This is a genomic window from Paenibacillus sp. RUD330 (assembly GCF_002243345.2).
Lineage (GTDB): Bacteria > Bacillota > Bacilli > Paenibacillales > Paenibacillaceae > Paenibacillus_O.
This window is the reverse complement of sequence record NZ_CP022655.2, coordinates 5228733-5254609: the sequence shown is the minus strand read 5'-3', so window position 1 is coordinate 5254609 and position 25877 is coordinate 5228733. Positions and strand designations below refer to the sequence as shown.

Here is a 25877-nt window from a genome sequence, read left to right as displayed (position 1 = left end):
AAATCCTTCAGGAGGCCTCTGGTCCGAATTCAATTATACGTGAAACCTGCCCAGTCCAAGACTAGTACAGGAATGCGCGGCTGATGATAACCAGCAGGATGAAGAGAACCAGAATGGCGCCCGTGCTCGAGTAACCCCAGCCGCCGCCGTAGCCGCAGCCTGCGCCTACGCCGCCAACTGCTCCGCCAACTCCGTAAGACATGTGTCAAATCCCCTTTCTTGTGGTATGCCACATCATACGGCAAGCGCCCCCGTGATGTTTGGGCGGGAGGTGCAAATGTGCATACGCTGATTTTAGGATGCTGCCCATGCGGTCCAGGCCTCGACTGGGCATATCGGAAATGATCCTCGCATAGAAATGTAGTCCTTTCAGGGCGAGGAGGAACAGCACATGACTATTTTCCGGGAAATAATCGGCGGCGGCTTCGAGCAGATCGCCTTTTGCCATGATGCGGAGAGCGGTCTGAGAGCCATTGTCGCCATTCATAACACGGCGGCAGGACCTTCGCTGGGCGGATGCCGGTACATGACATACGGCGATGAGGAAGATGCCCTGCAGGATGCGTTGCGTCTCGCACGGGGAATGACGTATAAAAACGCCGCCTACAAGCTCCCTTACGGGGGAGGGAAGGCTGTCGTCTGGCGGGATCCCGCCGCGCGGTTGGAGGAGTCCGGCCCGGAAGCGTCATGGGCGCAGCGGAGAGCAGGGAGCACCGGAACGGCGGAGCTGCCGGGCGAAGAGTACGGGAGGAGGCGGCTGTTCGAGTCCTTGGGACGGTTCATTGAAGGCTTGGGCGGCCGTTATATAACCGGACTTGACCTGGGCACCTGCATCCAGGACATGGACGCGATTCAAACTCAGACTTCCTATGTAACGGATACATCGGGAAGCATCATGGCGCAGGATGATTTTACGGCCGAGATGACGGCATACGGCGTGTACCAGGGAATGAAGGCCGCCGTCGGCTGCCGTCTTGGCCTGCCGTCCCTTTACGATCTCAAGGTGCTCGTTCAGGGCTTGGGCAAAGTAGGCTTCCGGCTGTGCCGGTATTTATACGAGGATGGAGCCAGGCTGATCGTGTCCGATCCCAATGACGCCGCTGAGTTGGACGCGGTGAGGTATTACGGGGCAAGAAGGGTGAAGCCGGAGAACGTCTACAGGACGAAATGCGATGTGTTCGCGCCTTGCGCGCTGGGCGGCATACTGAACGATGTGACGATCCCGCGGCTGCGCTGTTCGATTGTCGCCGGCGCAGCCAACAATCAGCTGTCCATGGAGCGTCACGGGGAATTGATCGAGGAGAGGGGAATCCTCTATGTCCCGGATTACATCCTGAATGCCGGCGGAATCATCATCACCGCTGGAGAGCTGCAGGGGCTGGGACGAGCGGAGCTTCAGGAAAGCGTAAAGGCCGTGGCCGAAACGGCAAGGGAGGTTTTCCATCTGGCGGAAAAATACGGCATTCCTCCTTCCATGGCGGCAAAGCGGCTGGCGGAGCAAAATCTGGAACGGCTGAAGGAACGATGAGCGCAAAAAAGCCGGCTTGGACCGGGAATCCGGCAAGTCGGCTTCTTGCGTGGCTCTAGTATTTGTATTTCTTGATCAGGAGCTGGCTTTCGACGCCGGCGATGCCGGGCAGATTGTACAAGCGCTCCTGGAGAAAAGCTTCCATCTCCTGCATCGTGGCGAATACGGCGTGCATATGCAGCTTGCTCGGACCGGTCATATGGTGAAGCGCGGTGACGGCAGGCTCGTCCGACAGCCGCCGCGCCACTTCGCTGAGACGATGAGGTTCGACTTCAACATGAAAAAAGGCCGAAACGTTCATGCCGATCTTCTCGGGATTGACCAAGACGGTGAACCTCTCCAGGGTGCCGTTCTCGATCAAGGCATTAACCCGCGCTTGGACGCCGACCCTGGAGATGCCTACTTCCTTGCTGATATCCGTATAGGACATCCGCGAGTTGAGGCGGAGCAGTTCGGTGATCCGACGGTCCAGAGCATCCAGCTTGGTAGAGGGAATCGTATAGGAAGGCGGCCTGGGAGGTTGGGCGGACATTTCAATCGTCTCCTTTGGCAGGCTGATCATCGCTTGAACGGAAGTGCCTGGAATTTTTGCTAAAATCACTATATCGGGTTCAGTTCCCGATTACAAGACATGAATCCATTATATGGAAAAATAGAAGCGGCGCCTATGGGGCTTCACCTGATCTTCATCGGCGGCAAGAGCAGCCTTTTCGTGTCCGTCAGGCTTCTGCCGGGCCTTCCGAAGGCAAGTCCGCATACAATGCAGCAAGCGGGATTGACCTTGAAGAAGGATGTGATTGGACATGATTCATGTGACGGAAGAAAAAGATTTCTTGGTCCGGCTTAACGGGCTTATCGGCGGAGCGCAGACCCTATTGGATGTAGGAAGCGGCCCCGGACCGCTCCTGACGTCCCTTCATGCCCGGCAAATCGTTGCGCTCGACGTCCACAAGCCGTACGTCGACCATATTGCGGCCCATTATCCGTCTGTCGTGCCTCTTCACGCCGATGCGCTTGAGATTGGAAGGCTCTTTGTCCGAGGCTCCTTTACGGCCGTGACGCTGGTGGATGTGCTTGAGCATCTGGAAAAACAGGCGGGACACGAGCTGCTGAGGCAGGCGGAGATCATCGCGCGCGAGCGGGTCATCCTGTTCACGCCGCGGGGTTTTTTTCCGCAGGAAGCCTTCGACCATTACGGGCTCAACGGCGAACAGTACCAAATGCACCGCAGCGGATGGGAGCCCGAGGAGCTTGCGGCTCTCGGATACGAGGTTACGGTCATGAAAGGGTTCCATGATGCGTCCAACCCGGCATTTGTGAAAGCCTATGGCAGGAATCATGCGCCGGTCGATGCGCTGATGGCCGTCAAGCGGATGGCATGAGCCTGCTTGTCCCCGGCGGCATAGAAGGAGATGGCCCGCGAGCGGGTCTTTTTTTTTGCTTATAAATGGGTTGAAAATCCGATCTGGAGAATTGGACGCTGGGTTTCGACATAGCCTCTACTAATTGAGGGGGTTAATGGCATGCCTGATCAACCGAAACGAAGAAAAGGACACGTATCCAAGCGGCCGCACTCCCGCAAGGACTGCGAGATGCCAGCCCGGATGAAGAATTGCGTGATTCCGGTCACACCGGCGGAAGCGGATCAATTTGAAGCCCTGCTGGAATGGCTCGTTCAGGCATTGACGGAATGGCCAAGAGGCGTTGCGGACGGGTCGCTGAGAGAGGTGCTGGGCCAGCTGCTGCTTCTCATCAACTCGATGCGGATTCCCTTGCAGGAAAAAGGGGCGCTGCAGGCTGCTCTGGAGCTGGCGATCGGGCAGTATGAGAATCGGGGCGAAAGCGATGCGCTGCTGATTGTCGCTCTCCAAGCGTTGGCGACCGAGCTGCTCGGCGCTGTTCTCGTCTTTTGCGTATCCCCGCTGGTCAAGGATGGAGGGGTCGGCCTGGTTCGCGAGGCTGGGCGGCTGCTCGCTCTTGCGGGGCAGCCGCTGGGCGCAAGAGGCGCTACCGGCGCGGCGGGCCCGACCGGGCCTGCCGGTCCGGCGGGCCCGGTCGGGCCAGCAGGAGCTGCGGGGCCGGCAGGCGACCCTGGCGCGCAGGGAGCGGCCGGGTCGGCGGGGCCGCCGGGGAATCCTGGTGCGACCGGGCCGAGCGGAGCGACGGGAGCGGCAGGGTCTGGAGGAGCGACGGGAGCAACCGGCGCGACAGGTCCAGCCGGGCCGGCGGGAGGACCGAAGGGACTTACAGGAGCGACGGGGGCGACGGGAGCTGACGGCGGTACGGGGACGACAGGCCCGACCGGGGCGACGGGAGCGGGAGTGACCGGAGCGACAGGATTGGCCGGGGCGACCGGAGCCACAGGAGCGACGGGAGCAATCGGCGCGACAGGTGCAACGGGAGCAGGGGCGACAGGGGCGACAGGGGCGACAGGATCGGCCGGGGCGACTGGAGCCACAGGAGCGACGGGAGCAATCGGCGCGACAGGTGCAACGGGAGCAGGGGCGACAGGGGCGACAGGATCGGCCGGGGCGACCGGAGTCACAGGAGCGACGGGGGCAATCGGCGCGACAGGTGCAACGGGAGCAGGGGCGACAGGGGCGACAGGATCGGCCGGGGCTACCGGAGTCACAGGAGCGACGGGAGCAATCGGCGCGACAGGTGCAACGGGAGCAGGGGAGACAGGGGCGACAGGGCTGGCCGGGGCGACTGGAGACACAGGAGCAACGGGAGCCACCGGCATTACAGGAACCACAGGGGGCACTGGAACGGCCGGAGTTACGGGTGCAACAGGGGACATAGGCCCAACGGGCGCTACAGGATTTACAGGGGCCACGGGAGGGACGGGGGCCATAGGTATCTCGGGTGTTACAGGGTATACAGGCTCAACCGGAGCAACAGGTTTGATTGGGCCCACAGGAGTAACCGGAGCAACGGGAGACACAGGAGCCGCTGGAATCACAGGGGCGACAGGGGCCACGGGCGCTACCGGAGTCACAGGACTCACAGGAGCAACGGGAGTTACGGGGACAACGGGAGCGATCGGAGCCACGGGGGCTACCGGAACAACCGGAGCAACGGGAGCAACGGGAGTTACAGGGACAACGGGAGATATCGGAGCCACGGGGGCTACCGGAGTCACAGGAGCGACTGGAGCAACGGGGCCAACCGGAGTCACAGGAGCAACGGGAGCCACCGGAGTCACCGGAGCCACAGGCCCAACCGGAGTCACAGGGGCAACAGGAGCAACCGGAGTCACAGGAGCGACCGGAATCACAGGAGCAACGGGAGCAACGGGAGTTACAGGGACAACGGGAGTCACAGGAGCGACTGGAGCCACGGGGGCTACCGGAGTCACAGGAGCGACTGGAGCAACGGGGCCAACCGGAGTCACAGGGGCAACGGGAGCCACCGGAGTCACCGGAGCCACAGGCCCAACCGGAGTCACAGGAGCAACCGGAGTAACCGGAGCGACCGGAGTTACAGGAGCGACGGGAGTCACAGGAGCGACTGGAGCAACGGGAGCCACAGGAGTAACGGGAGCAACGGGAGCCACAGGAGTAACGGGAGACACAGGAGTCACAGGAGTGACCGGACCCACGGGAGTAACCGGAGCTGCAGGAGTCACAGGAGCAACTGGGGTAACAGGAGTAACCGGAGCAACAGGAGCAACGGGAGTAACCGGAGCAACAGGAGCAACGGGAGTAACTGGGACAACGGGAGCGACCGGAGCCACAGGAGCAACTGGGGTAACAGGAGCAACCGGAGCAACGGGAGTCACAGGAGCAACTGGAGCCACGGGGGCTACCGGAGCCACAGGAGCAACTGGGGTAACAGGAGCAACGGGAGTCACAGGAGCAACTGGAGCCACGGGGGCTACCGGAGCCACAGGAGCAACTGGGGTAACAGGAGCAACAGGAGCAACGGGAGTCACAGGAGCAACTGGATCAACGGGGCCTACCGGAGTCACAGGAACGACTGGATTTACAGGTTTAACAGGAGCAACCGGAGTCACCGGAGCAACAGGAGCAACTGGGCCTACCGGAGTCACAGGAGCAACGGGAGCGACCGGAGCCACAGGAACGACTGGATTTACAGGTTTAACAGGAGCAACCGGAGTCACCGGAGCAACAGGAGCAACTGGGCCTACCGGAGTCACAGGAGCAACGGGAGCGACCGGAGCCACAGGAACGACTGGGGTTACAGGTTTAACAGGAGCAACCGGAGTCACCGGAGCTACTGGAACCACAGGAACCACAGGAACCACAGGAACCACAGGAGTCACCGGAGCTACTGGCCCAACCGGAGCCACCGGGGCCACAGGAACTACGGGGTCAACCGGCACTGCAGGTACAGGCGCCATCATTCCTTTCGCATCCGGCACTCCTGTCGCATTGACGACGATTGCAGGGGGGCTTGCCGGAACGGGCGGACTTGTCGGTTTCGGCAATTCCGTGTCGAGCGTCAACGTGGGAGGAGGCACGATTGATTTGACAGGTGCGGCAGGCACCCTGCTCAACTTTGCCTTCTCGGTCCCGCGCGCGGGTACGATTACTTCCTTGACCGCATATTTCAGCACGACGGCTTCGCTGAGTCTGATCGGCTCTACGATCACGATCACGGCTACCCTATACAGCTCGGCGACACCCAATAATAGTTTCAGCCCTGTAGCGGGAGCTGTGGTCTCGCTCGCTCCGGCACTTACCGGGACTCTGTCGCTCGGAACCGTCAGCAACGGTCTGACGTCGGGTTTGTCCATTCCGGTAACCGCACAGACAAGACTGCTGCTGGTCTTCTCGGCGACAGCGACGGGTTTGACGCTCGTCAACACGGCGGCAGGTTATGCGAGCGCGGGGCTGGCCATCACTTGATCCGGATGAGCGGACGGAAGGAGGAAGAAGAAAAGTTGGAATAATGGAAAGAAAAGAAACCTAAGAGGAGTTTCCATGAACGAAAACCGATGATGGCCGGTTTGAGTCCCGGCCATTCATCATCGGGACGGCGGCCTGCGGCGGAGCGGAGTTTTCGCCGCAGGCTTTTTCGTCTCCGGCGGCGCTGCCCGCTCCGCCTCCTTCCGTGCCGGATGGGACAAGCCCGCCTCCTTTTCACGGGATAAGCCGGTTGCTTCTGCAGCGGGTGAAGAGAGAGGCGAAAAGCGGCCGGAATCCATGGGTCCTCGCTTCGCTATTTGCGGAAGACGGCTTGCAGCCAGGCAGAAAGCGGACGTTCACGACCGTTGGACCCTTCAAGACGGCAATGGATTCCAGGCCGAGACACGGAAGCCTCTTTATGCTATGATGATACAGGTTTTTCGGCGGAGGCCGCGGCCGGGAGCTCCAAGCTTCCGGCTGCATCCATTTGCCGCACGCGGTTCGTAACCATCCCGCGTCACCAAAACTAGGGGGTATTATGTTCATGTTCAATTTCACCTGGGGCGTGCTCTTCGTCCTGGTCAACTTTGCGCTGTTCCTGGCGTGCTATCGTTTCTTCGGCAAAAAAGGCCTCTATGCCTGGATCGGCTTCGCGACGGTTGTCGCGAATATCCAAGTAACGGAGACGATCTCCATGTTCGGCATCGTCATGACGCTCGGCAATACGATCTACGCGTCGCTCTACATGACGACGGACTTGATCAACGAGCGCTACGGCGGCAAGGAGGCCCGCCAGGCGGTGTGGTTCGGCTTTTTCATTCTCATCGCCACAACGATCCTCATGCAGATGGTGCTCAAGTTTGATCCGGCGGAGACCGATTTCGCCCATGATTCGCTGTCGGCCATCTTCGGCCTGATGCCGCGTCTTGCGCTGGCCAGCCTGAGCGCTTACTTCATCAGCCAGTTCCTGGACGTGCGCGTCTTCTCGGTGCTGAAACGGCGTTTCGGCGGACGCAACCAGTTCTGGATCCGCATCAACGGAAGCACGATCTTGAGCCAGTTCGTGGATTCGCTCGTCTTCTGCACGATCGCATTTGCAGGAGTCGGCGGCTATACATGGGATATCTGGATTCAGATCTTCCTGACCACGTACGTGATGAAGTTCGTCATCTCCATCGCTTCGACGCCGGTGCTCTATCTGGCGCGGACGTTCCGATTCAAGGACGAATAAAGCCGCTCGGCGGCAACCACAGCAGCCCGGTCCGCTTGAATGCGGCCGGGCTGCTTCGTTTTAGAAGGCGGAATTCCCTGCGGAAGCGGATGGATTTCGGAAGGGAAAGCGGTTAGGATGTCGAATTCATTTCTTCCAAGACAAGGAGGGGTGGACAGCCATGCAGGAGAGACCGCAGAACCATGAAGTGCCCGATTACGAGAAGCCTTATGTCGGAGCCGTACCCGATGGAGACTTGCTTGCCATTCTGGAAGAACAGCAAGCCCACATGCTGGGCCTGCTGGATACGCTTACGGAGGAGCAGCTGGAAATCCGCTATGCGCCGGGCAAATGGAGCCTCCGCGAAGTCATCGGCCATGTGGCCGACAACGAACGGATTCTAGCCTATCGGCTGCTGCGTTTCGCACGCGGCGATGCCACGGAGCTGCCGGGCTACGACGAGAATCTTCTGGTCGCCGAGGCGCCGTTCTCCAGCTGGACGAGGGCTCAGGCTGCGGCCGACTATTCCGCTGTGCGGCAGGCGACATTGACGCTGCTGAGCGGCTTGCGGCCTGAAGATTGGCAGCGCGAAGGCGTGGCCAACGGCCTGCGGCATTCGGTTCTGCTGCTGGCCTGCGTCATTGCCGGGCATGAGAAGCATCATCTCCATATTATTCAGGACCGTTATTTGAAGGAATGATAACGCAGAGAGCCGGGGGCAAGGGCCCCCGGCTCTCTTTGCGCGGATTTCATCCTAGAGGAAATTCAAAATCATATCCTGACAGATCGAATCGAACGGATATTCTGCTTGCCAGAGAACGGTTTCCCCCTGTTATTCCGCTGTCAGGCTTGCGATCGATGCACATGGGCTTCCTGTCCATGCGACTTGACCCGCTTCAGCTGGGCAACGATCAGGATGCTGATCACCACAAGCAGGAACCAGGAGCTCAGCTTGCTCCAATGCACGATCGTCCAGTTCAGCTCCTGGTCGGGGTAGCGCCAAGCCCCGAGGAAGGTGGAGATGTTCTCGGCGATCCAGATGAACAGAGCGATCAGGACGAAGCTGAGCAGCATCGGCATCCGCATCGTTTTTCCTCCCGCCGCATAAGAGACGGTCGTCCGCCAGAACAAGAGGGCAAGCAGAGCCGTCAGCCACCAGCGAAGGTCGGGCAGCCAGTGGTGGGTGAAGAAATTGGCATAGATCAGCAGAGCCGTCCCGGCGGCGGCATAGGAATTCGGCCAGCGCCGGAATCGAAGCCCGAGCCTCCTCCATGCCTGGCAGATATAGCTGGCCACGCTGGCGTACATGAAGCCGCTGTACAGCGGGACGCCGCCGAGCTTGCTCCAGGCATCGCCGGGATAGCTCCATGATCCCATGTTCACCTTGAACAGCTCCAGCGCCAGGCCGATGAGGTGGAAGAGGGTGATGACCTTGAGCTCATCCCATGTCTCCAATCGCGTCCATATCAAGGCGGCCTGGGCGGCCAGACAGATGAGCAGGAGCAGATCGTAGCGCGACAATCCGGGAATATGGATGAGCTTGGTCAGTCCAAGCGAAAATGACGACCGGAAAGGCGCAGCTGAGCGCCTGGCTCCAGCCGAAGGCGAGCAGGATGCGGAGGCTCGCTGCCGGAGACCATGCCCCGATGCGTCCGGATAGGCTTTTGAGCATGCCTTCAGCTCCTTTGAAGGCATGAACGAGCGGGAATGGAAAAAAGTTTCCATGCACGTCGACCGGGGCCAAGGTAACGTGCCTCTCCCGATTTGGCGGCAAAATGAAAAACAGGACCGCAGCGGCGGTCCTGTTCAAGAGCGATGGTCATGCTGTCCGGCTGCTTCCGAGAAGTCGGCAAAGCCAGGCTTCAATCTCCTGGCGATGCCGGCAGGAAAAGCCGGGCGCCGACTAGCCGAGCCGCGCCGAGAGCACGGATGCGAAGCGCTCCAGCTGCACGCGGTCGGTCTCGTCGAAGCGGTTCAGGCTCGGGCTGTCGATGTCGAGCACGCCGATCAGGCGGCCGTCTGCCGCGAGCAGGGGCACGACGATCTCCGACTGCGAGGCGGCATCGCAGGCGATATGGCCCGGAAAGGCGTGCACGTCAGGGACGAGCATCGTCTCCTTGCGCTCCGCCGCCGTGCCGCAGACGCCGCGCCCGACCGGGATGCGGACGCAGGCCGGAAGCCCTTGGAACGGGCCGAGCACGAGTCCCTGCCCGTCGAGCAGGTAGAATCCCGCCCAGTTGATATCCGTGAGGAACTGCGCGAGCAGCGCCGAGGCGTTCGCCAGGTTGGCGATGGCGTTCGGCTCGTCCTCGATCAGCGCTTCGAGCTGGCGGATGACCGTCCCGTACTGCTCCTCGCGGGTTCCGTCGTAAGTGACTGTATGGAACATTTGCTTCTTCCCCTTTCTTCGTGGACTTACAATAGCATATCTGCGGCACTGCGGTAAATGGCATGCGCGTCCAGTTATTGACCGATCGTTCTGAAACGAATATACTGGATTAAATTTGAAGCCGGCAAGAGCGGAAATGGAGGTACAGGATGGCCAGACCGAAGGAGTTCGACCCTGCGAAGGCGCTGGACCAGGCGCTGGAGGCATTTTGGGATCAAGGCTACGAAGCCGCATCCGTGCAGGGGCTGTGCTCCGCCATGGGCATCAACCGCGGCAGCCTCTATGATACGTTTGGAGACAAGGAGACCCTCTTCACCGCCTGCATGGACCGTTTCCGCGCGATGCAGGAGCAGGGCATCTACAAGATTCTGGAACGCCGCGATGAAGATCCGCGGGAGCAGCTGCGGCTGTTCTTCGATGCGGTCGTCGAGTCCTCGCTCGTGAACTTTTCCCGGGGAAGAGGCTGCTTCATGACGAACACGACGCTGGGCTCGTCGGTCCGTCTCCCCTCGATCGCGCAGCGGGTGGAGGAATATCATCTCTATACCGAAGATGTGCTGCTGCGTTTTCTGGAGGAGGCGGCGAGGCGCGGATCGACCAAGGAGGGCTTGCAGCCTCGCGAGGCGGCGCGCTTCCTGCTTGCCATCAAGCAGGGAATCCATGTCACCGCACGCACGGAAGCGGGACGGAGCATGCTGGAGGATGTATGCCGGATGGCCGTGGATGCCGTGTTTTGAGCGGCGTTTGCGCGCTCTTTTTTGAACGATCGTTCCAATAACCTGTCCCATGAAAGGAAGTGCCTCAAAATGAAAAGAATGCTCGGCATCCTCATCATCATGTCGCTGGTCGCCACGTCGGTGTCCTCCCTCTTTCCGCTGTTCCATCGGGACTATGGCCTGAACAGCCTGGAGCTGACCCTGCTGTTCGCCAGCTACGCGGCCGTCCTGCTTCCCGTCCTGCTCCTGACCGGAGTCCGTGCCGCTTCCTGGGGGCACAAGCGGGTCATCCGGGCCGGAATCTGGCTGTCGATCGGCTCGTCGCTCCTGTTCATGCTCAGCGCCGACGCCTGGATGCTGTATGCGGCGCGAATGGTCGAAGGAGCGGCATACGGGCTGTTCACGGGAACGGCGACCCCGTTCCTGCTTCGCCATACGCCGTCATCCCGTACAGGGAAAGCGATTCTGCTGTCCGGCATGACCGTTTCCCTCGGTTTCGGAATCGGGCCCGCCATTACCGGGTTGTTCGCCCAATATGCTTCCGTCATGCCTTCCCGGCTCCCGTATGCCCTGTTCATCGTCCTTCTGCTGGCATGCGCGGCTGTGCTGGAGACGCTCCATTCGCATGAGGAGGAGAACAAAGCGATACAGGCAGCGCCGAACCCGGATAGGGATGGGGCAACAGGAGCCAATCTCCGTGCAATTCCAGCAGCCGATGCGGCAGGCGCGCTCGGAGCGGAAGGGAAGAGCCGTGAGCGCCGGGGCGCGCTGCTCGGCGTTCCGGCATCCATCGGCAGACATTTCTGGACCATGAGCGCTTTGTCGGGGTTCACCATCTTCACCTTGAACGGAATTGTCCTCTCTCTCATTCCGATGTTCGTCACGAACGTCCTCCACAGCTCGAATCTCTCCATCAGCGGCCTGCTCGTGTTGCTGCTGCTGGGAGGCGGCGCCTTGACGCAGCTGATTCCCCTCCCATTGAATCCCGTCGTGCGCCTGCGTTCCGGGCTGCTCATTCTGGCAGCCGGCGCCTGGACGGTCGTGCTCTCGGGCCATGAAGGAAGCCTAAGCCTGCTCTGGCTCGGCGTCGGCCTGCAGGCGCTCGGCAGCGGCTGGTCCTTCCAGGCCAGCCTGCGCTTCGCCGGCGAGCTGCCCCGCCCCGCAGACCGCCCTCGTGTCATCACGACCTATTACCTGGCGGCCTACTCCGGCTTCATCGTTCCGATGGCCGGGCTCGGAGTGCTCAGCTATGCCTTCGGCATGTCGACGGCGATGGTGGTCCTGAACATTCTCGGCCTGCTGCTCGTGCTCTACGCCGCCTTTTACTCCGTCGGGTTCAAGCGCGAGTACGGCGCGCTGCTGAAATGCCGGGCCGCCGCCGCCGTCAGCGGGACGCGGCCGACAGCGGCGGATTGAATCGCCATTCGGCATCCCCTGCCATCCATCCTGAGGGCTGGCGCCGCCAACCGGATGTCAGCCCTGGAACGGCTTCGAACCGCATCCATGCGCAGTCTGCAAAAAGGAAAACCGGCTTCTCCCGCTGGGGCAGAGGCCCACTTCCGGATTCATCGAATGCTCCCCTTTCTATACGATTGTCAATACGGTTGCCAAGGCGAAGAGGATCGCGAGGGCGGCAGCCGTCATTGCGAAGCCCTTGACATAGCTGCGGGCGAAGGACGGCCCTTGCTGCCGCTCGCGGCCGGACCACTTCCAGATGGCTCCTAGCGCGAGACCGGCCAGCGCGATCCGGACGGCGAAGCGGAGAAGGTTCAGGATGTAGTCCCGCAATGGAAGCTCGACCACAGACTTTACCGGACCGGCAATCTGCGTGAAGGAGTCGGGCACGAGGAGCAGCCCCAAGGCCAGGCCGAGCAGAAACGTGTACAGGGCCGTTTTGAGCAGGAAACGCTCCATAGATATCATCTCCTTTCGATCTCGATGGACCCGTCCCTTGGAGGGCTCAGCGCTTTTTTGTATTTGAAGAAGCTTCCTATCCTCCACACGGCGATGTAGCAGACGGCGATCGACATCGTGAGGAAGATGAATTGGCCCGGCTGCAAATCCTGAAGGTACCGGGACAAGGCGAGCCTGAGAACGACGACGACGACGATCACATACTTGAAATTCGGATTCGGCTTCGTATAGACGCGCCCGTCGGCATTCAGCTCGTATCCGGTATGGTGCAGCATCACGGCGCCAAGCGCGATCCCGATCAGCACGGCGCACAGCTCCTCCCACAGGGGAGGATATTGCACGGCTTGGCCGGTTGCGGACAAGGACGACACGCTGGCGAAAAAGCCGAGCAGCACGAACAGGATCGGCAGCAACATGAGCCATCCGCCGGCACGGATCGGACGGGCCTGGGAGGAGCGCACGGAACGGCGCCAGTATACGAGAAGCAGGACGAGCAGGATGAAGCCGTAGGTGCCGAGCATTTGCGAATTCACATCGTTCACTCCTTGAGCGGCCGCCGGGGCGGGCCTGCTGTATAGGATAAGTGTAGGCGCATTCCCAATTCTATACAATAGCAAATAGGCTCGAAATGGGATTTAATCGACTACTTTGGTTTAGGCCGAATTCGCCATTGACGATGTAGAGGGGGCTGAAGTACAGTAACGGAATGGAAGGGAGTGTTCGTATGTCAGGGGAACAAACGGCGGGCGCCGTCAAGCCTGCCAAGGGCTGGGGCGTCTACCGGGAGATGCTGGCCCGCTACGTTTTTCCGCAGCGCCGGCTGCTGTGGAGCCTGGCGGCGCTGCTGCTCGTCTCGATCGGGCTGCAGCTGGTCAATCCGCAGATCATCCGGTATTTCATCGACAGCGCCCAGGGCCAAGGGAGCATTACGGCGCTGTACTACGCAGCGGGGCTGTTCATCGCTTTTTCCTTGCTTCAGCAGGGAGTTTCGGTAGCTGCGGCCTACTTCAGCGAGAATCTCGGCTGGACGACGACGAACAAGCTGCGCGCGGAGCTCGCCGAGCATTGCCTGTCGCTGGACATGAGCTTCCACAAGACGCAGACGTCGGGCTCCCTGATCGAGCGGGTGGACGGCGACGTCAACGCGCTGGCGAATTTCTTCTCCAGCTTCATCATCCACCTGGCCGGCAACGTCGTCCTGATGCTCGGCATCCTGGCGCTGCTGTTCCGCGAGAATTTCTGGATCGGGCTCGTCATGACGGCGTTCGTCATCGGGGCTGTGTACGTCATCCAGTGGATCCGCAAGTTCAACGTCCCCGTGTGGAAGAACTGGAGGCAGATCAACGCCGAGTTCTACGGCTTCATCGGGGAGCATCTGGAGGGCACCGAAGATACCCGGGCCAACGGAGCGGCGGGCTACGTCATGAACCGCTTCTACGAGATGACGCGCCGCATGCTGCCCATCCGCATGCGGGCCTTCCTCGGATTCTGCATGATGTGGAGCACGACGATCCTGGTGTTCGCGCTTGGCAACGCGGCGGCGTTCATCGTCTGCGCGATTCTGTGGAAGAACGGGCAGAGCGGCCTGACGATCGGCTCCATCTATCTGGTGTTCTATTATACGGAGCAGCTGGCGAAGCCGATCGAGAAGATCCGCACCCAGCTTGAGGATCTGCAAAAAGCGGATGCCAGCCTGATGCGCGTGCGCGACCTGCTGGCGACGAAGCCGCTGATCCAGGACGGGCCGGGAGCTCCGCTGCCGGAGGGGCCGCTCGCGGTGGAATTCCGCGATCTGGAATTCGCCTACGAGGAAGGCGGCCGCGCCACGCTCGACCATCTGCAGCTGAGGCTCGAGCCGGGGCAGACGCTCGGCCTGCTGGGGCGGACCGGCAGCGGCAAGACGACGATCGCGCGCCTGCTGCTGCGCTTCTACGATCCGCAGTCCGGCGCCATCGAGCTGGCAGGGACGGACATCCGCCAATGCAAGCTTCATGAGCTGCGCCGCAAGGTCGCGATGGTGACGCAGAACATCGAGATTCTGGAAGGGAGCGTCCGCGATAACCTGACGCTGTTCGACGACGGCATCCGTGACGGGAGGATCGCCGAGGTGCTGCATGATCTGGGCCTCGGCGCCTGGTATGAGGCGCTGCCCGACGGCTTGGATACGATGCTCGCCTCCGGCGGCGGCAGCCTGTCGGCCGGAGAGGCGCAGCTGCTGGCGTTCGCCCGCGTCTTCCTGACGAATCCCGGCCTTGTCATTCTCGACGAAGCCAGCTCGCGTCTGGATCCGTTGACGGAAGCGCGCATCGAAGCCGCGGTCGACCGGCTGCTGGAGGAGAAGACCTGCATCATCATCGCCCACCGGCTGGCGACGATCCAGCGAGCCGACCGGATCCTGATCCTGGAGAACGGGCGGATGCTGGAGAGCGGACGGCGCGAGGAGCTCGCGGCCGATCCGAAGTCCCGGTTCAGCCGCATGCTGGCTGTAGGGATGGAGGAGGTGCTGGCATGAAGACGAGACATTTCTTCTGGCGGCTTATCGGCTACCGGCCCGGCTTGTATGTGCTCAACCTGGCGGCATGGTCGCTCATCCATATGGCTCCTCTCGTGCCGGGCCTGCTGACCAAAGCTTATTTCGATCATCTGGAAGGAACGTACGAGTTCCCTTACGGCGTCTGGGCGATCGCGGCTCTGCTCGTCGCCGCGGCGCTGGCCCGGATCGCCCTGATCTTCGGCGGCTTCCTGACCGACGTGAACTTCCGCTTCCGGATGGCGATGCTGATCCGGCGCAATATGCTCTCCCATGTGCTGAGACAGCCGGGAGCGAGGGCGATTCCGACTTCGCCTGGCGAGGCGATCAGCAACTTCCGCGACGACGTGGACCATACGGAAGAGGCGATGAGCTGGTCGGTCGACACGCTCGGCCTCGTCGGCTTCGTTGTCGTCGCCAGCTGGATCCTCGTTTCGATCGACGCCCAGCTGACCATATTCGTGTTCGTGCCGCTCATCCTCGTCGTCACGGCGGCCCAGGTCGCGACGGCGCGCATCCACAAATTCCGCGCCGCCAGCCGGGAATCGACGGCCAAGGTGACGGGCGCGATCAGCGAGATGTTCTCCAACGTGCAGGCTATCCAGGTGGCCGGCGCAGAGAAGCGCATCGTGGACCGGTTCGCCGCCCTGAGCGAGAACCGCCGCCAGAATATGGTCAAGGACAAGCTGCTGACCGAAACGCTGTCGTCCGTGTTCACCAACTCCGTCAATCTGGGGACAGGCCTCATTCTCGTGCTCGCCGGCTATAAAATGCGGGACGGAGGCTTCACCGTCGGCGACCTGTCGCTGTTCGTCTATTACCTCACGTTCGTGACGCAGCTGACATCGAACGTCGGCAACTTCATGACCTACTACAAGCAGATGGCGGTCAGCTTCGAGCGCATCAAGGCGATGCTGCAGGGAGCGCCGGCTTCTGTTCTGACAGCGGCCCGATATATCGGCCTCGGCAAGCGCGTCGGGGGAAGACCGGACAGGGTGGCATCCCCGGCCTCCCCTCCGGACGAGCAAGCGATGGCGGGCGCAGGGGGACCGGAGGCCGGAGCGGCCGGCCGGGAGGCTTCCGTGCGGAGAAGCCGGAACATGGACGACGAGCTGCCGTACTTCCAGGCGCCTCCGCTGGAGATTCTGGAAGCATCCGGCCTGACGTACCGGTATCCGGAGACGGGGCGCGGCATCGAAGGCATCAACCTGCAGATCCGCCGGGGCTCCTTCACCGTCGTCACGGGCATGATCGGCAGCGGCAAAACGACGCTCGTGCGCTCGCTGCTGGGCCTCCTTCCGGCGGAGACCGGCGACATCCGCTGGAACGGCGAACGGATCGAGCAGCCGGCCGATTTCTTCGTCCCTCCGCAGAGCGCGTATACGGCCCAGATTCCGCGCCTGTACAGCGACCAGCTGCGGCACAACATTCTGCTTGGAGCCGAGGATCGGCCGGGCGGCGTTGAGCGCGCCCTGTACGCAGCCGTGATGGAAGAGGACATGGGCAATCTCGAGCATGGCCTCAGCACGATGGTCGGCCCGCGCGGCGTCAAGCTCTCCGGCGGCCAGGCGCAGCGCACGGCTGCCGCCCGCATGCTGGTGCGCGACGCGCAGCTGTATGTGTTCGACGACTTGTCGAGCGCGCTCGACGTGGAGACGGAACGCCGGCTCTGGGAGCGCCTGTTCGTCGAGAAAGGGGATGCGGCCTGCCTCGTCGTCTCCCATCGCAAGGCGGCCTTGTCCCATGCCGACCACATCATAGTGATGAACGGCGGCAAGGTCGAGGCGGAAGGCACGGCCGAGGAGCTGCTGAAATCAAGCGACAGCTTCCGCCAGCTGTGGTACGGAGAAGAAACCGGCTGAATGCCGATTGGATGAATGCCGATGGACGTACAAGCGGAATTCCGCTGGCTCTAGTCCGTTGAAGAGGCTGCCCCGCAAGTCATGAACATGACTAGGGGGCAGCCTCTTTTCTTTTTGGCGCTCCGGCTGCCATTCATCGGAATCCTTTTCGTACCCATGCGGATCGCATCTATTTCCTTTCTCCGGCGGCAGGTGGAGGGGCATGCCGGAAGCTTAGGCGAAAAAAGCCCTGCCATCTGGCAGGACCGGACAATCGCAACGTATGGATGCCTATTCAGAGCAAATAATGATACACATACGTCTTTCCGCACATATTGCGCATATCCGCATCGTAGACGCGGATTCGAAGCACGTCGCTGACCGTCAGCGACTGGATATAGTCATTCAGCTCGGATTGGCGCTGGAACACGAGCTCCGGCTGCTGCTCATCCTGCCCATCCGCATACCGCAGCGTCCAGGTAGACATAGGCGGATCCTCCATCTCTTACAGTGAACTCAGATAGATTCAGTTTCTCCCACAATCATTCAACCTAATCCCAATCCGTGAAACCGGATGTCCTATGACCGCAAAAATGTCTTGCGGGCTGTGCCGGGCAGCAGCTTGGGACCGGACATTGGACTGCGCCTCGAGCGACGAAATCGCCACCGGCGCTCAGCGCGCTTGGGACCGGCCCGCTGGCTGCGCCGCAAGGGTCGAAATCGCCATCGGCGTCATGGAATCATGCCGGCCGCAGGCTGTCGCGGACGATGCCCGCAAGGGACAGCTTCTCGTCGGGCGGAAGCCATTCCGTGAGCCTCGCGGCGGCAAGCGCCGGCATCCAGGCTTCGAGTTCTCCGCGTTCCAAGCCGCTGAGCCGCAGATAGGTGCGCAGATAGCGGGAGAGCAGCAGCCTGCGGACGGAGGTCAGGATGAGCTCGAAGGCGCGGGAGGACTCCTCCGGGAGCGAGCCCGTGCGCAGCATGAGCACGGTGCGGGCGGCATCCGCCGCAGGGTGGCCGTAGCTGGCGGTCATCCAGTCGATGATCCAGCCTTTGCGGCCGTCGATCATGATGTTGTCGGGATGAAGGTCGCCGTGGAGCAGCTGGCGGCCGACAGGCAGCTTGTCGAGGCCGGCGAGAACGCCTGCCTTCTCTTCGGGTGACAAAATAGGCGCCGCTTCGATCTTCTCCCGCAGCGCTTCCTTGAGGCAGGGCAGCCCCGAGTCCGGTCCGGCGCCCGTGCGGTGCACGGCTACATGCAGACGGGCCATATGGGCCGCATCGCGGAATAGATTCCACGGCTTCTGAGCGAGCCGGCGCAGCATCGTGCTGCCGGACAGGCGCTCGTAGACAATGGCGGGGCGGTCCTCCCATTCCAGCAGCTGCTCGGGCTTGGGGGTGGGCAGGCCGGCTTTGACCGCGAAGCGTCCGGCCTTGAACTCGAACTCGGCATAGGCGCGCGGCATGCCTTCCTTGAAGATTTTCAGCAAGCGGTTCTGCCCATAAAGACGGATTTGCGCGGTACGGCCTTGTGCCAGCACCGCTCCGGGTGCATGCTCCATGGGTATTTTCATCTCCGATCCTAGATGCGAGGTTCTCGTACAAAATACCTATTCTGGAAACGATTCCATAATCCTTCTTCTCCCAGCCAAGGAATCGGGCCTCAGTAGCGCGGGAGAGCCCGATTATGGTACGCTCAAGGTACTTGAACCGGGAGGTGAGTTTATTGTTCGAGCTTCATGAATTGCTGTCGTGGATCTGGTCCATCGGCATCGTCTGCTCCGCGGCTTATTATTATTTTGCCTGGCTCCATGATGCAGTCCAGGATGGCGGCTGGCGCCCCTCCGGAGTGCGCTTCGCGCCTCCGGCCGCGCCGAAGAGCGTCGCGATTCCAAGCCCGCTGCGGCTGCGGCTGGTCCGCCTGTCCAAGCGCAAGGATTCCCCCGATGATGACGGGGCGGATTGCCTCTCCCTATTCCAAGGCCGCTCAGCCAACGAATGGGGAGGATATTATTCATGGACACGAACAAGGACCGCCGCTCCGCGGTTGCGGATGAACTAACGAACGGCCGCCGGAAGGAAGCTCCGCGCAAGCGCAAATTCTGGAGCCGTCCGGCCAAGGCGACCGCCGCCGCGGGCAGCCTGCTGCTGCTCGCCGGATGCGGAGCCAAAGGAACCATCGACTCGGATACACCGGGATTTTTCAACCATTACGTCGTTTATCCGCTGTCTTGGGTGCTGGAGCACCTCGCTTCTTTCTTCAGCGACAACTATGGCCTCGCCCTCATCGCCGTCACGCTGCTTGTGCGTCTCGTGCTCATGCCGCTCATGCTGCGGCAGTACCGGAGCCAGCAGATCATGAAGGGCAAGATGAAGAGGATGCAGCCGGAGCTCGAAGACCTCAAGGCGCGCCATACGGACAAGTCGGCGGAGACGATGCAGAAGCAGCAGCAGGAAATGATGGAGCTGTACAAAAAGCACGGCTACAATCCGCTGGCCATCGGCTGCCTGCCGATGCTGATCCAGCTGCCGATCCTGACCGGGCTGTATTACGCCATCCGGATGAGTCCCGATCTGGCCAGCCACACGTTCCTGTGGTTCCAGCTGGGCAAGCCGGACATCATCCTGCCTTTCCTGGCCGCCGCCGTTTACTTCGTGCAAGCCAAAGTATCCCAGAGAGGCGTCGAGCAGACGGACATGCAGCGGCAGATGAGCTGGATCATATATCTCTCGCCGATCATGATGGGCTTCTTCTCCTTCACGGCTCCAGCGGCGCTACCGCTCTACTGGGCCGTCGGCGGCATCATCGTCATCCTGCAGACTCTGCTGGGGCAGCGGCTGTTCCGCCATCTGGCGGAGCCCGGACATCCGGAGGCGGCGGAGAGCGGTCCGGCCGCTCCCGGCGGGCTCGCGCTGGCGGGCGGCGGAGCGTCGGTCCCGGCGGCCGCCGGAACAGGCCTTCCCCAGCAGCGCCAAGCTGCCCGGGCCAAGGGCAGCGGCGGCGGCTCCAAGCCGCGCGGCAGCTCCGGCGGCGAGCGTGGCAGCGGCGGATCCCGCCAAGGGCGCAAGCCGGGCAAGCGCTAGACATGGGCTAGCCGCAAAAACAGGAAAAGCCTTCATTCCGCCCGCGGGCGGAATGAAGGCTTTTCCTGGTGCGTCGTGCATGCAAGCCGTTGCGGATTGCGCATGCCTGCGTTTATACCTGGACCTCGACAGGCTCGTCGGCGCCTTTTACCTTCACCAGCATCGCCTTCACATTCTGCGACTCGCCGAGGTTGACGTTTTTGGCGTTGAATTCGAAGCTGTCCTCGAGCGTGATGCGCTGTCCTTTGTCCACCGTCTGAATGATCTCCTTGCGCAGCGAGCGTCCGGGATCGTTCAGCAGCAGATTGCCCTTCAGCACGGGCTCCACCCATTCGACTTCAACCGGCTCCCCGCTGACATTCTCGAGCGTGACCCGATAGGTGAATTTCTTCCAATTGTCCTTGTTCGCCATGATTTCCAGTCCTTCGGTGGCGCTGCGGGTTTTCCACCCTCCGGACACGGGGGAGGAGAAGTTGCAGCCCGCCAGCAGGAGGGAGGGCAGGATGGCGCAAAGGACGATAAGCGTAAACAGGCGGCCAGCAGGCCATATTCGGTTCGAGCGGTGCATGGCGGCAGCTCCTTTATCGTAAATTCGGGAATGGGCTTCAAAAAAATCGCATGGGCGCATAGGCGGAAAGAGGCTTGCGCATTGATTCCAGTGTAAAGGCTGCGCCGCTGGCGATGCAAAGGACGGAATGTGACAGATGCCGTCCGTCCCGGCGGATGCGTCTATTTTGTGAAGATCATGATATTATCTGCTCCTTATTCAGGTTGTAGTCCAATCATTTGCCGAACGGGCGGGGGAATGCTGGCAGCAAGCTTGGAGCTAGCCGCAGCGGGGCGAGGCAAGGAAGACTCCGCCGCTGCATGGCAAAAAGCCCGGCATGCCGGGCTTCTTGCTTTTCAATTGGAGAAGCAGATCAGGGTCGGGAGGCAGATCATTGCATTCGGCCGCAGCCTCCTCCGACAAGCCTCCTCCTTAGCTGCTACTCCGCGCGGACAAAATATCGGTCGCCATGGCGCTCCACGGCGACGGGCGCCTCGAAAAACCGGCTTAGGATTCCGTCTGTCAGCACGTCGCCCGTGCTGCCGCTGCGGAACACCTCCCCTCTGCGAAGCAGCAGGGCGTGGCCGAAAACAGGCAGGATCTCCTCCGTATGATGCGTGACGTAGATCAGCGAGGGGGCGTCGTGCTGCCGCGCCAGGCCGTCGATGCTCTCCAGCAGCCGCTCGCGCGAGAACAGGTCGAGGCCGTTGCAAGGCTCGTCCAGGATGAGGATGCGCGGGCGCGCCATCAGGGCGCGGGCGATGAGCAGCTTCTGCTTCTCGCCCTGCGAGCAGGTCCCGTATTCCCGATCCCACAAATGGGCGCAGCCGAGCGCGGCCATCAGCTCCCGCGCCGTCTCGAGGTCCTCCTCCCGCACCTTGTCGTAGAGCCCGATCGTCGCATGCTTGCCGCTGATGACGACCAGCTGGGCGCGGTCGGTCTTGTACAGCTTCTCTTGCAGCGAGTTGCTGACCCACCCGATGGACTTGCGCAGCTCCCGCAGATCCACTTCGCCGTACCGCTCTCCGAGCACCTCGACCGAACCCTCCGAGGGCCAGATGTAGCCGCAGATGATGTTGAGCAGCGTCGTTTTGCCCGACCCGTTGAGGCCGAGCAGCGCCCAGTGCTCTCCCGGCTTCACTTGCCAGCTGATGTCCTGAAGCAGCATGCGCTGCTCCCTTCGCCACGACACATGGTTCAATTCGATGATCATGGTGGTTCAGACTTCCTTTCCGTTGCTTCTCTGCCGCCCGTCCGCCGTCCATTGACAAGCGCCGCTTATCCTCCTATCGTAACTCTAAAAGGCCAGGGACGTCACCCGCGAATGATGCGGAACTGCCGGCCGCAATAATCGCTACAGGGGGCGAAGGTCAGATGGAGATGATGTTTCAGACCGGATCGGTCGAGCTCTGGAGAGGCGCCGAAGGCTTCGCCAATGCGCCCCATATCCATGAAGACTGGGTGCAGCTGACGCTTCCGGTCCAGGGCAGCTGCGAGTTCATCCAGGACGGAAAGGCCTGGAGGCTGCAGCCAGGCAGCGGATTGGTGCAGCCGCCTCGGGCTCTGCATCACTTCCGGCTGGAGAAGGGGGCGTCGGTCATCATCCTGAAATGCCGGGAGGACGCCGTGGCGGCAGCCGCTGCCTCCGGCCATCCTTACGAGGATATGGCCAAGAGCTTCGATGCCGAAGCGCTGTCGCGCCGCTTCCGCGTCTGGTCCGGCCAATTGATGAAGGCGCAGCTCGCCGGGGAGAGCGATGTCCGCGGGACCGAGCAGGAAGTCATGGCGTACATGAACGGGATCCTCTCGGCCGCCCCCGGACCCGAAGCCCGGCAAGAACGGCCGGGCGCGCGATCAGCCGGGCTTTTCCTGCCTGCTCCCGGATCCCGCTCCACCTGCGCAGCGGGCGCTGCCGGAGCCTCTTCCGGCCCGGAGATTCCGAGCGCCGCCAGCCCCTGCATGCAGAAAGCCGTCGACTTCATGAAGGAAGGCTACGCCGGACGCATCACGATTGAAGAGCTCGCCTCCATCGCCTGCTTGAGCCGGTTCCACTTCATCCGGACGTTCCGGGCCGAGACGGGGCTGACGCCTTACCAATACTTGCTGCGGCTGCGCATCGAAGAGGCGAAGGATCGGCTCACCCGCTCTTCGGATTCCGTGTCCCAAATCAGCGGGGAGCTCGGTTTCTCCAGCCCCAGCCAGTTCTACCGCTCGTTCCAGAAGCTCGCGGGCACGACGCCGCAAGCCTACCGAAGCCGCTGATGTCGGTGTTCATGAATTCTTAACATGGCCGTGATTCCTCCTTTACATCTCCTTGATATGCTGGCAAGCAGGAAGAAAAGCGGGCAGCAGTCCAGTACCGGCTTGTCCGCATCTGAGGGGGAAACGGAAGATGAATCGCTACAAACGCAAAATGAGCCGCACGCTGGGGCTCACGCTCAGCTTGTCGGCTGCGGCGATGGCGCTGCTGCCCGCCGGCATCGGTACAGCACAGGAGGGCGGCGTGGAGCCGACCTCCATCGTCGGACAAGCCTTGGCCGCCCCGGCAGCCGACGCTGCCGCTGAGCCGACGGCTTCGGCTGCCGTTTATCAGGACCTGTTCAGCATCACGAAGATCGGCTCCTACAGCGAGGGCGTCACGAACAAGGACGGCGGCGTAGCCGAGATCGTCAAATACAACCGCGACAACGGAAGGTTCTACCTCGTCAACGGCTCGGGCAACCCGCCGAGCCTCGACATCGTCAAGCTGGCCGCGGGACAGCTGGTCAAGGAGAAGCAGATCGACATCCGGGCGCTTGCCGAGCAGGAGAGCGGCTTCCTGTACGGCGACCTGACAAGCGTGGATATCAATACGGCCGCGGGCCGCGTATTCGCCGCCGTGCAGGCCAAGGGTGCCGGGGATCCGGGCCGTATTCTGGAGCTTGATTACGAGGGCAGCCTGATCCGTACTTATGAGGCGGGCTCCCAGCCGGATATGGCGAAGTCGACGCCGGACGGGCGTTACGTGCTGACGGCCAACGAAGGCGAGCCGCGCGAGGCCGGCATCGATCCCGAAGGCAGCGTCACCATCGTCGACCGCCAATCGCAGTCGGTGCGTCAAGCGAAGTTCGACGATCCCTCCATCATCGACGATCTCGTGCATATTCGCGGCGATGCGGACGCCAAGGGGCTGATTGCGGGGCCGGGAACGAAGGAGCGGGCGCTTACGGATCTGGAGCCGGAATATATCGCCTTGTCCGGGGATGCCGCCACGGCTTATGTGACGCTGCAGGAGAACAATGCCGTTGCGGAGCTGGACATCGCATCCGGCAAGTTCATATCGGTGAAGGGGCTGGGCTTCAAGGACTTCAGCAAGCCGGAAAACGCGCTCGACCTGCTCAAGGACGGCAAGATCTCGCTGGAGAACGTCCCGTTCTTCGGGCAATACATGCCGGACGGCATCGCATCCTTCCAGGCCGGGGGCAAAACCTATCTGATCACCGGCAATGAAGGCGACGCCACCGACTTCCCCGGCCGCAAGAACGGCTCGACCGTCAAGGATCTGAAGGCGGCTCTGGATCCGGAGTCGGCTGCGGCGAAGTTCCTCAAAGGAACGACCGTCTACGACAAGGTCGAGGCATCGAGCGACATGGCCAAGGACGGCATTTACATGTACGGAGGACGCTCCTTCTCCGTTTGGGACGCTGCGTCGATGAAGCAGGTGTATGACAGCGGCAGCGGCTTCGAGCGGATCACGGCCGAGCGCCTCCCGAACAACTTCAATGCCTCCAATGACAAGCCGGAGATGGATTCCCGCAGTCCGAAAAAAGGGCCGGAGCCCGAAGACGTCAAAATCGGGCATGTCGGCGACCGGACTTTGGCCTTCATCGGCCTTGAGCGCGTCGGCGGCGTCATGACCTACGACGTGACGGATCCGGAAGCGGTGCGGTTCGTCACCTACAGCAATACCCGCGACTTTGGTGCCAGCGATCCGCTTGCTTCGGATACGGCTCCGGAAGGCATCGAGTTCATCTCTGCCGCGGACAGCCCGACCGGGCAGCCGCTGCTGCTCGTCGCCTTCGAGGTCAGCGGCACAGTCGGCGTTCTCCAGCTCAACACGACCCAGGTGAAGCTGGACCGGAGCGAGATCGCCCTGACGGCAGGCGGCGAGGCAGGATCGCTGGCGGCAACCGTGACAGCAGGCACATACGGCTCGAACGACGGATCGGTGACGTGGACTTCCTCCGCGCCAGGCATCGCCTCCGTCGATGCTTCCGGCAAGGTGACCGGGCATAAGGCAGGCACAGCCGTCATCCGCGCGGTCAGCACCGACGGCTACGGCGCTGCCGAGGCTGCGGCGAAGGTGTCGGATCCGGCGCCGACGCCATCCGCCAGCCCGACGCCGATACCGTCGGCAAGTCCGGCTCCGACGCCAAGCGGCACGCCGACGCCGAGCAGCGCGCCGACGCCGAGCAGCGCGCCGGCTCCAAGCGGCACGCCGACGCCGACGGCAACTCCGGCTCCATCGGCGACGCCATTGCCATCGTCTTCTCCGAGTTCTTCCGCCGTTCCGACAGCCACCCCGGCGCCGACGCCGTCTCCATCAGCTCCGCTGTTCGGCGACATCGGCGGCCACTGGGCTGCGGATTCCATTCGCGAGGCTTCCGCTCAAGGGCTGCTGACCGGTTATGCCGACAGCAGCTTCCGTCCGAACGCGCCTGTTACCCGTATGGAGCTTACGGCCATGCTGCTTCGCGCCATGGGAGTGAAGGAGCCCGGCGAGACCGCAGCTTCCCGCTTCTCCGACGGCGCCTCCATTCCGGCCTGGGGCCGGGCATACGCAGCCGAGGCTGCCGAGCGCGGGCTTGTGTCCGGCTACGAGGACGGCAGCTTCCGCCCGGATCAGCGCGTCACCCGCGCCGAGCTGGCTGTGCTGCTGAGCCGCGCCGCCGGCCTTGAAGCCGCCCGAAATGCGCCGTCCGGCTTCTCCGATGCGGCGCTCATTCCGGCCTGGGCGCGGACTGCAGCCGCGTCCGTCCAAGCGGCCGGCCTGCTCCAGGGCCGCGAAGGCGGGCGCTTCGCGCCGACAGCGCAGACGACCCGCGCCGAGGCGGCGGTCGTGCTTCTGCGCCTGCTTCAGCTGCCGCCGCAAGGACGCTGAGCCTCAGGCGAGCCCGCCTTCAGCGCAGAGCGAGCGCCCTGTGAGCGGCGCCATCGCGCCCTCAGCGCAGGGTTTGCGCCCTGTGAGCGGCGCCATCGCACCCTCAG

The 25877-nt window shown here is 62.2% G+C and carries 22 protein-coding genes and 1 pseudogene; 13 read left to right on the top strand and 10 right to left on the bottom strand.

What is annotated here, in order from left to right:
* Nucleotides 1-61 precede the first annotated feature (61 nt).
* Nucleotides 62-202, bottom strand: coding sequence for a hypothetical protein (locus tag CIC07_RS23750; RefSeq protein ID WP_021881002.1), 141 nt, complete (start codon nucleotides 200-202; stop codon nucleotides 62-64).
* 189 nt (nucleotides 203-391) lie between these two features.
* On the opposite strand from CIC07_RS23750, the gene CIC07_RS23745 reads away from it, so the two are divergent.
* Nucleotides 392-1528 carry a Leu/Phe/Val dehydrogenase gene (locus CIC07_RS23745; RefSeq protein ID WP_076357596.1) on the top strand — a complete coding sequence of 379 codons (1137 nt, stop codon included), beginning with the start codon at nucleotides 392-394 and terminating at the stop codon, nucleotides 1526-1528.
* A 55-nt stretch (nucleotides 1529-1583) separates the two neighbouring features.
* On the opposite strand, the gene CIC07_RS23740 is transcribed toward CIC07_RS23745, so the two are convergent.
* On the bottom strand, nucleotides 1584-2060 hold the full coding sequence (locus tag CIC07_RS23740) for an Lrp/AsnC family transcriptional regulator (RefSeq protein WP_048747574.1): 477 nt from the start codon (nucleotides 2058-2060) through the stop codon (nucleotides 1584-1586).
* A 271-nt stretch (nucleotides 2061-2331) separates the two neighbouring features.
* Between CIC07_RS23740 and CIC07_RS23735 the strand changes: the two genes are divergently transcribed.
* From CIC07_RS23735 to CIC07_RS23720, 4 genes are all read left to right on the top strand, one after another.
* Nucleotides 2332-2910, top strand: a complete 579-nt coding sequence (locus CIC07_RS23735) for a class I SAM-dependent methyltransferase (protein ID WP_076357598.1) — start codon at nucleotides 2332-2334, stop codon at nucleotides 2908-2910.
* A gap of 234 nt (nucleotides 2911-3144) precedes the next feature.
* The gene (locus CIC07_RS25725; RefSeq protein WP_277345198.1) at nucleotides 3145-6399 is read left to right on the top strand and encodes a collagen-like repeat preface domain-containing protein; all 3255 of its coding nucleotides are present in this window, start codon (nucleotides 3145-3147) and stop codon (nucleotides 6397-6399) included.
* Nucleotides 6400-6943: 544 nt separating this feature from the next.
* Nucleotides 6944-7630: a queuosine precursor transporter gene (locus CIC07_RS23725; RefSeq protein WP_076358017.1), complete on the top strand. Its 687-nt coding sequence runs from the start codon at nucleotides 6944-6946 to the stop codon at nucleotides 7628-7630.
* Nucleotides 7631-7790: 160 nt separating this feature from the next.
* Nucleotides 7791-8309, top strand: a complete 519-nt coding sequence (locus CIC07_RS23720) for a DinB family protein (protein ID WP_076357600.1) — start codon at nucleotides 7791-7793, stop codon at nucleotides 8307-8309.
* 143 nt (nucleotides 8310-8452) lie between these two features.
* Here CIC07_RS23720 and CIC07_RS23715 read toward each other — a convergent pair.
* Nucleotides 8453-9281 (bottom strand): annotated as a pseudogene (locus CIC07_RS23715) (DUF817 domain-containing protein).
* Nucleotides 9282-9512: 231 nt separating this feature from the next.
* Nucleotides 9513-9998, bottom strand: coding sequence for a GAF domain-containing protein (locus CIC07_RS23710; protein ID WP_076357602.1), 486 nt, complete (start codon nucleotides 9996-9998; stop codon nucleotides 9513-9515).
* A gap of 149 nt (nucleotides 9999-10147) precedes the next feature.
* Between CIC07_RS23710 and CIC07_RS23705 the strand changes: the two genes are divergently transcribed.
* On the top strand, nucleotides 10148-10735 hold the full coding sequence (locus tag CIC07_RS23705) for a TetR/AcrR family transcriptional regulator (RefSeq protein ID WP_076357604.1): 588 nt from the start codon (nucleotides 10148-10150) through the stop codon (nucleotides 10733-10735).
* Between the two features lie 69 nt (nucleotides 10736-10804).
* Nucleotides 10805-12130, top strand: a complete 1326-nt coding sequence (locus tag CIC07_RS23700; RefSeq protein ID WP_076357606.1) for an MFS transporter — start codon at nucleotides 10805-10807, stop codon at nucleotides 12128-12130.
* Between the two features lie 168 nt (nucleotides 12131-12298).
* Here the strand turns inward: CIC07_RS23700 and CIC07_RS23695 are convergent, their stop codons facing one another.
* On the bottom strand, nucleotides 12299-12628 hold the full coding sequence (locus CIC07_RS23695) for a hypothetical protein (RefSeq protein ID WP_076357608.1): 330 nt from the start codon (nucleotides 12626-12628) through the stop codon (nucleotides 12299-12301).
* A gap of 5 nt (nucleotides 12629-12633) precedes the next feature.
* A complete protein-coding gene (locus tag CIC07_RS23690; RefSeq protein ID WP_083688195.1) occupies nucleotides 12634-13161 on the bottom strand; it encodes a CcdC protein domain-containing protein in 528 nt (175 codons plus the stop codon).
* A gap of 191 nt (nucleotides 13162-13352) precedes the next feature.
* Here CIC07_RS23690 and CIC07_RS23685 point away from each other — a divergent pair, with 191 nt between their 5' ends.
* Nucleotides 13353-15140: an ABC transporter ATP-binding protein gene (locus CIC07_RS23685; RefSeq protein ID WP_076357610.1), complete on the top strand. Its 1788-nt coding sequence runs from the start codon at nucleotides 13353-13355 to the stop codon at nucleotides 15138-15140.
* A complete protein-coding gene (locus CIC07_RS23680; protein WP_076357612.1) occupies nucleotides 15137-17020 on the top strand; it encodes an ABC transporter ATP-binding protein in 1884 nt (627 codons plus the stop codon). Before CIC07_RS23685 ends, CIC07_RS23680 begins: the two co-directional genes overlap by 4 nt.
* 274 nt (nucleotides 17021-17294) lie before the next feature.
* Here CIC07_RS23680 and CIC07_RS23675 read toward each other — a convergent pair whose 3' ends face one another.
* Nucleotides 17295-17486 carry a hypothetical protein gene (locus CIC07_RS23675; protein WP_021882196.1) on the bottom strand — a complete coding sequence of 64 codons (192 nt, stop codon included), beginning with the start codon at nucleotides 17484-17486 and terminating at the stop codon, nucleotides 17295-17297.
* 253 nt (nucleotides 17487-17739) lie between these two features.
* On the bottom strand, nucleotides 17740-18561 hold the full coding sequence (locus CIC07_RS23670) for a phosphotransferase (protein ID WP_076357614.1): 822 nt from the start codon (nucleotides 18559-18561) through the stop codon (nucleotides 17740-17742).
* Nucleotides 18562-18686: 125 nt separating this feature from the next.
* On the opposite strand from CIC07_RS23670, the gene CIC07_RS23665 reads away from it, so the two are divergent.
* Nucleotides 18687-19061, top strand: a complete 375-nt coding sequence (locus tag CIC07_RS23665; protein ID WP_139334431.1) for a hypothetical protein — start codon at nucleotides 18687-18689, stop codon at nucleotides 19059-19061.
* Entirely contained in the window at nucleotides 19016-20083 is a 1068-nt protein-coding gene (gene yidC, locus CIC07_RS23660) for a membrane protein insertase YidC (protein ID WP_076357616.1), read from the top strand. The genes CIC07_RS23665 and yidC overlap by 46 nt, the downstream gene beginning before the upstream one ends.
* A 112-nt stretch (nucleotides 20084-20195) precedes the next feature.
* On the opposite strand, the gene CIC07_RS23655 is transcribed toward yidC, so the two are convergent.
* Together CIC07_RS23655 and CIC07_RS23650 are read right to left on the bottom strand one after the other, a co-directional pair.
* Nucleotides 20196-20651, bottom strand: coding sequence for a hypothetical protein (locus CIC07_RS23655; RefSeq protein WP_076357618.1), 456 nt, complete (start codon nucleotides 20649-20651; stop codon nucleotides 20196-20198).
* 418 nt (nucleotides 20652-21069) lie between these two features.
* Nucleotides 21070-21843: an ABC transporter ATP-binding protein gene (locus CIC07_RS23650; RefSeq protein WP_076357620.1), complete on the bottom strand. Its 774-nt coding sequence runs from the start codon at nucleotides 21841-21843 to the stop codon at nucleotides 21070-21072.
* Between the two features lie 161 nt (nucleotides 21844-22004).
* On the opposite strand from CIC07_RS23650, the gene CIC07_RS23645 reads away from it, so the two are divergent.
* Both CIC07_RS23645 and CIC07_RS23640 read left to right on the top strand, forming a co-directional pair.
* On the top strand, nucleotides 22005-22892 hold the full coding sequence (locus CIC07_RS23645) for a helix-turn-helix domain-containing protein (RefSeq protein ID WP_076357622.1): 888 nt from the start codon (nucleotides 22005-22007) through the stop codon (nucleotides 22890-22892).
* Between the two features lie 130 nt (nucleotides 22893-23022).
* Entirely contained in the window at nucleotides 23023-25770 is a 2748-nt protein-coding gene (locus CIC07_RS23640) for a choice-of-anchor I family protein (RefSeq protein ID WP_121235011.1), read from the top strand.
* Nucleotides 25771-25877 lie beyond the last annotated feature (107 nt).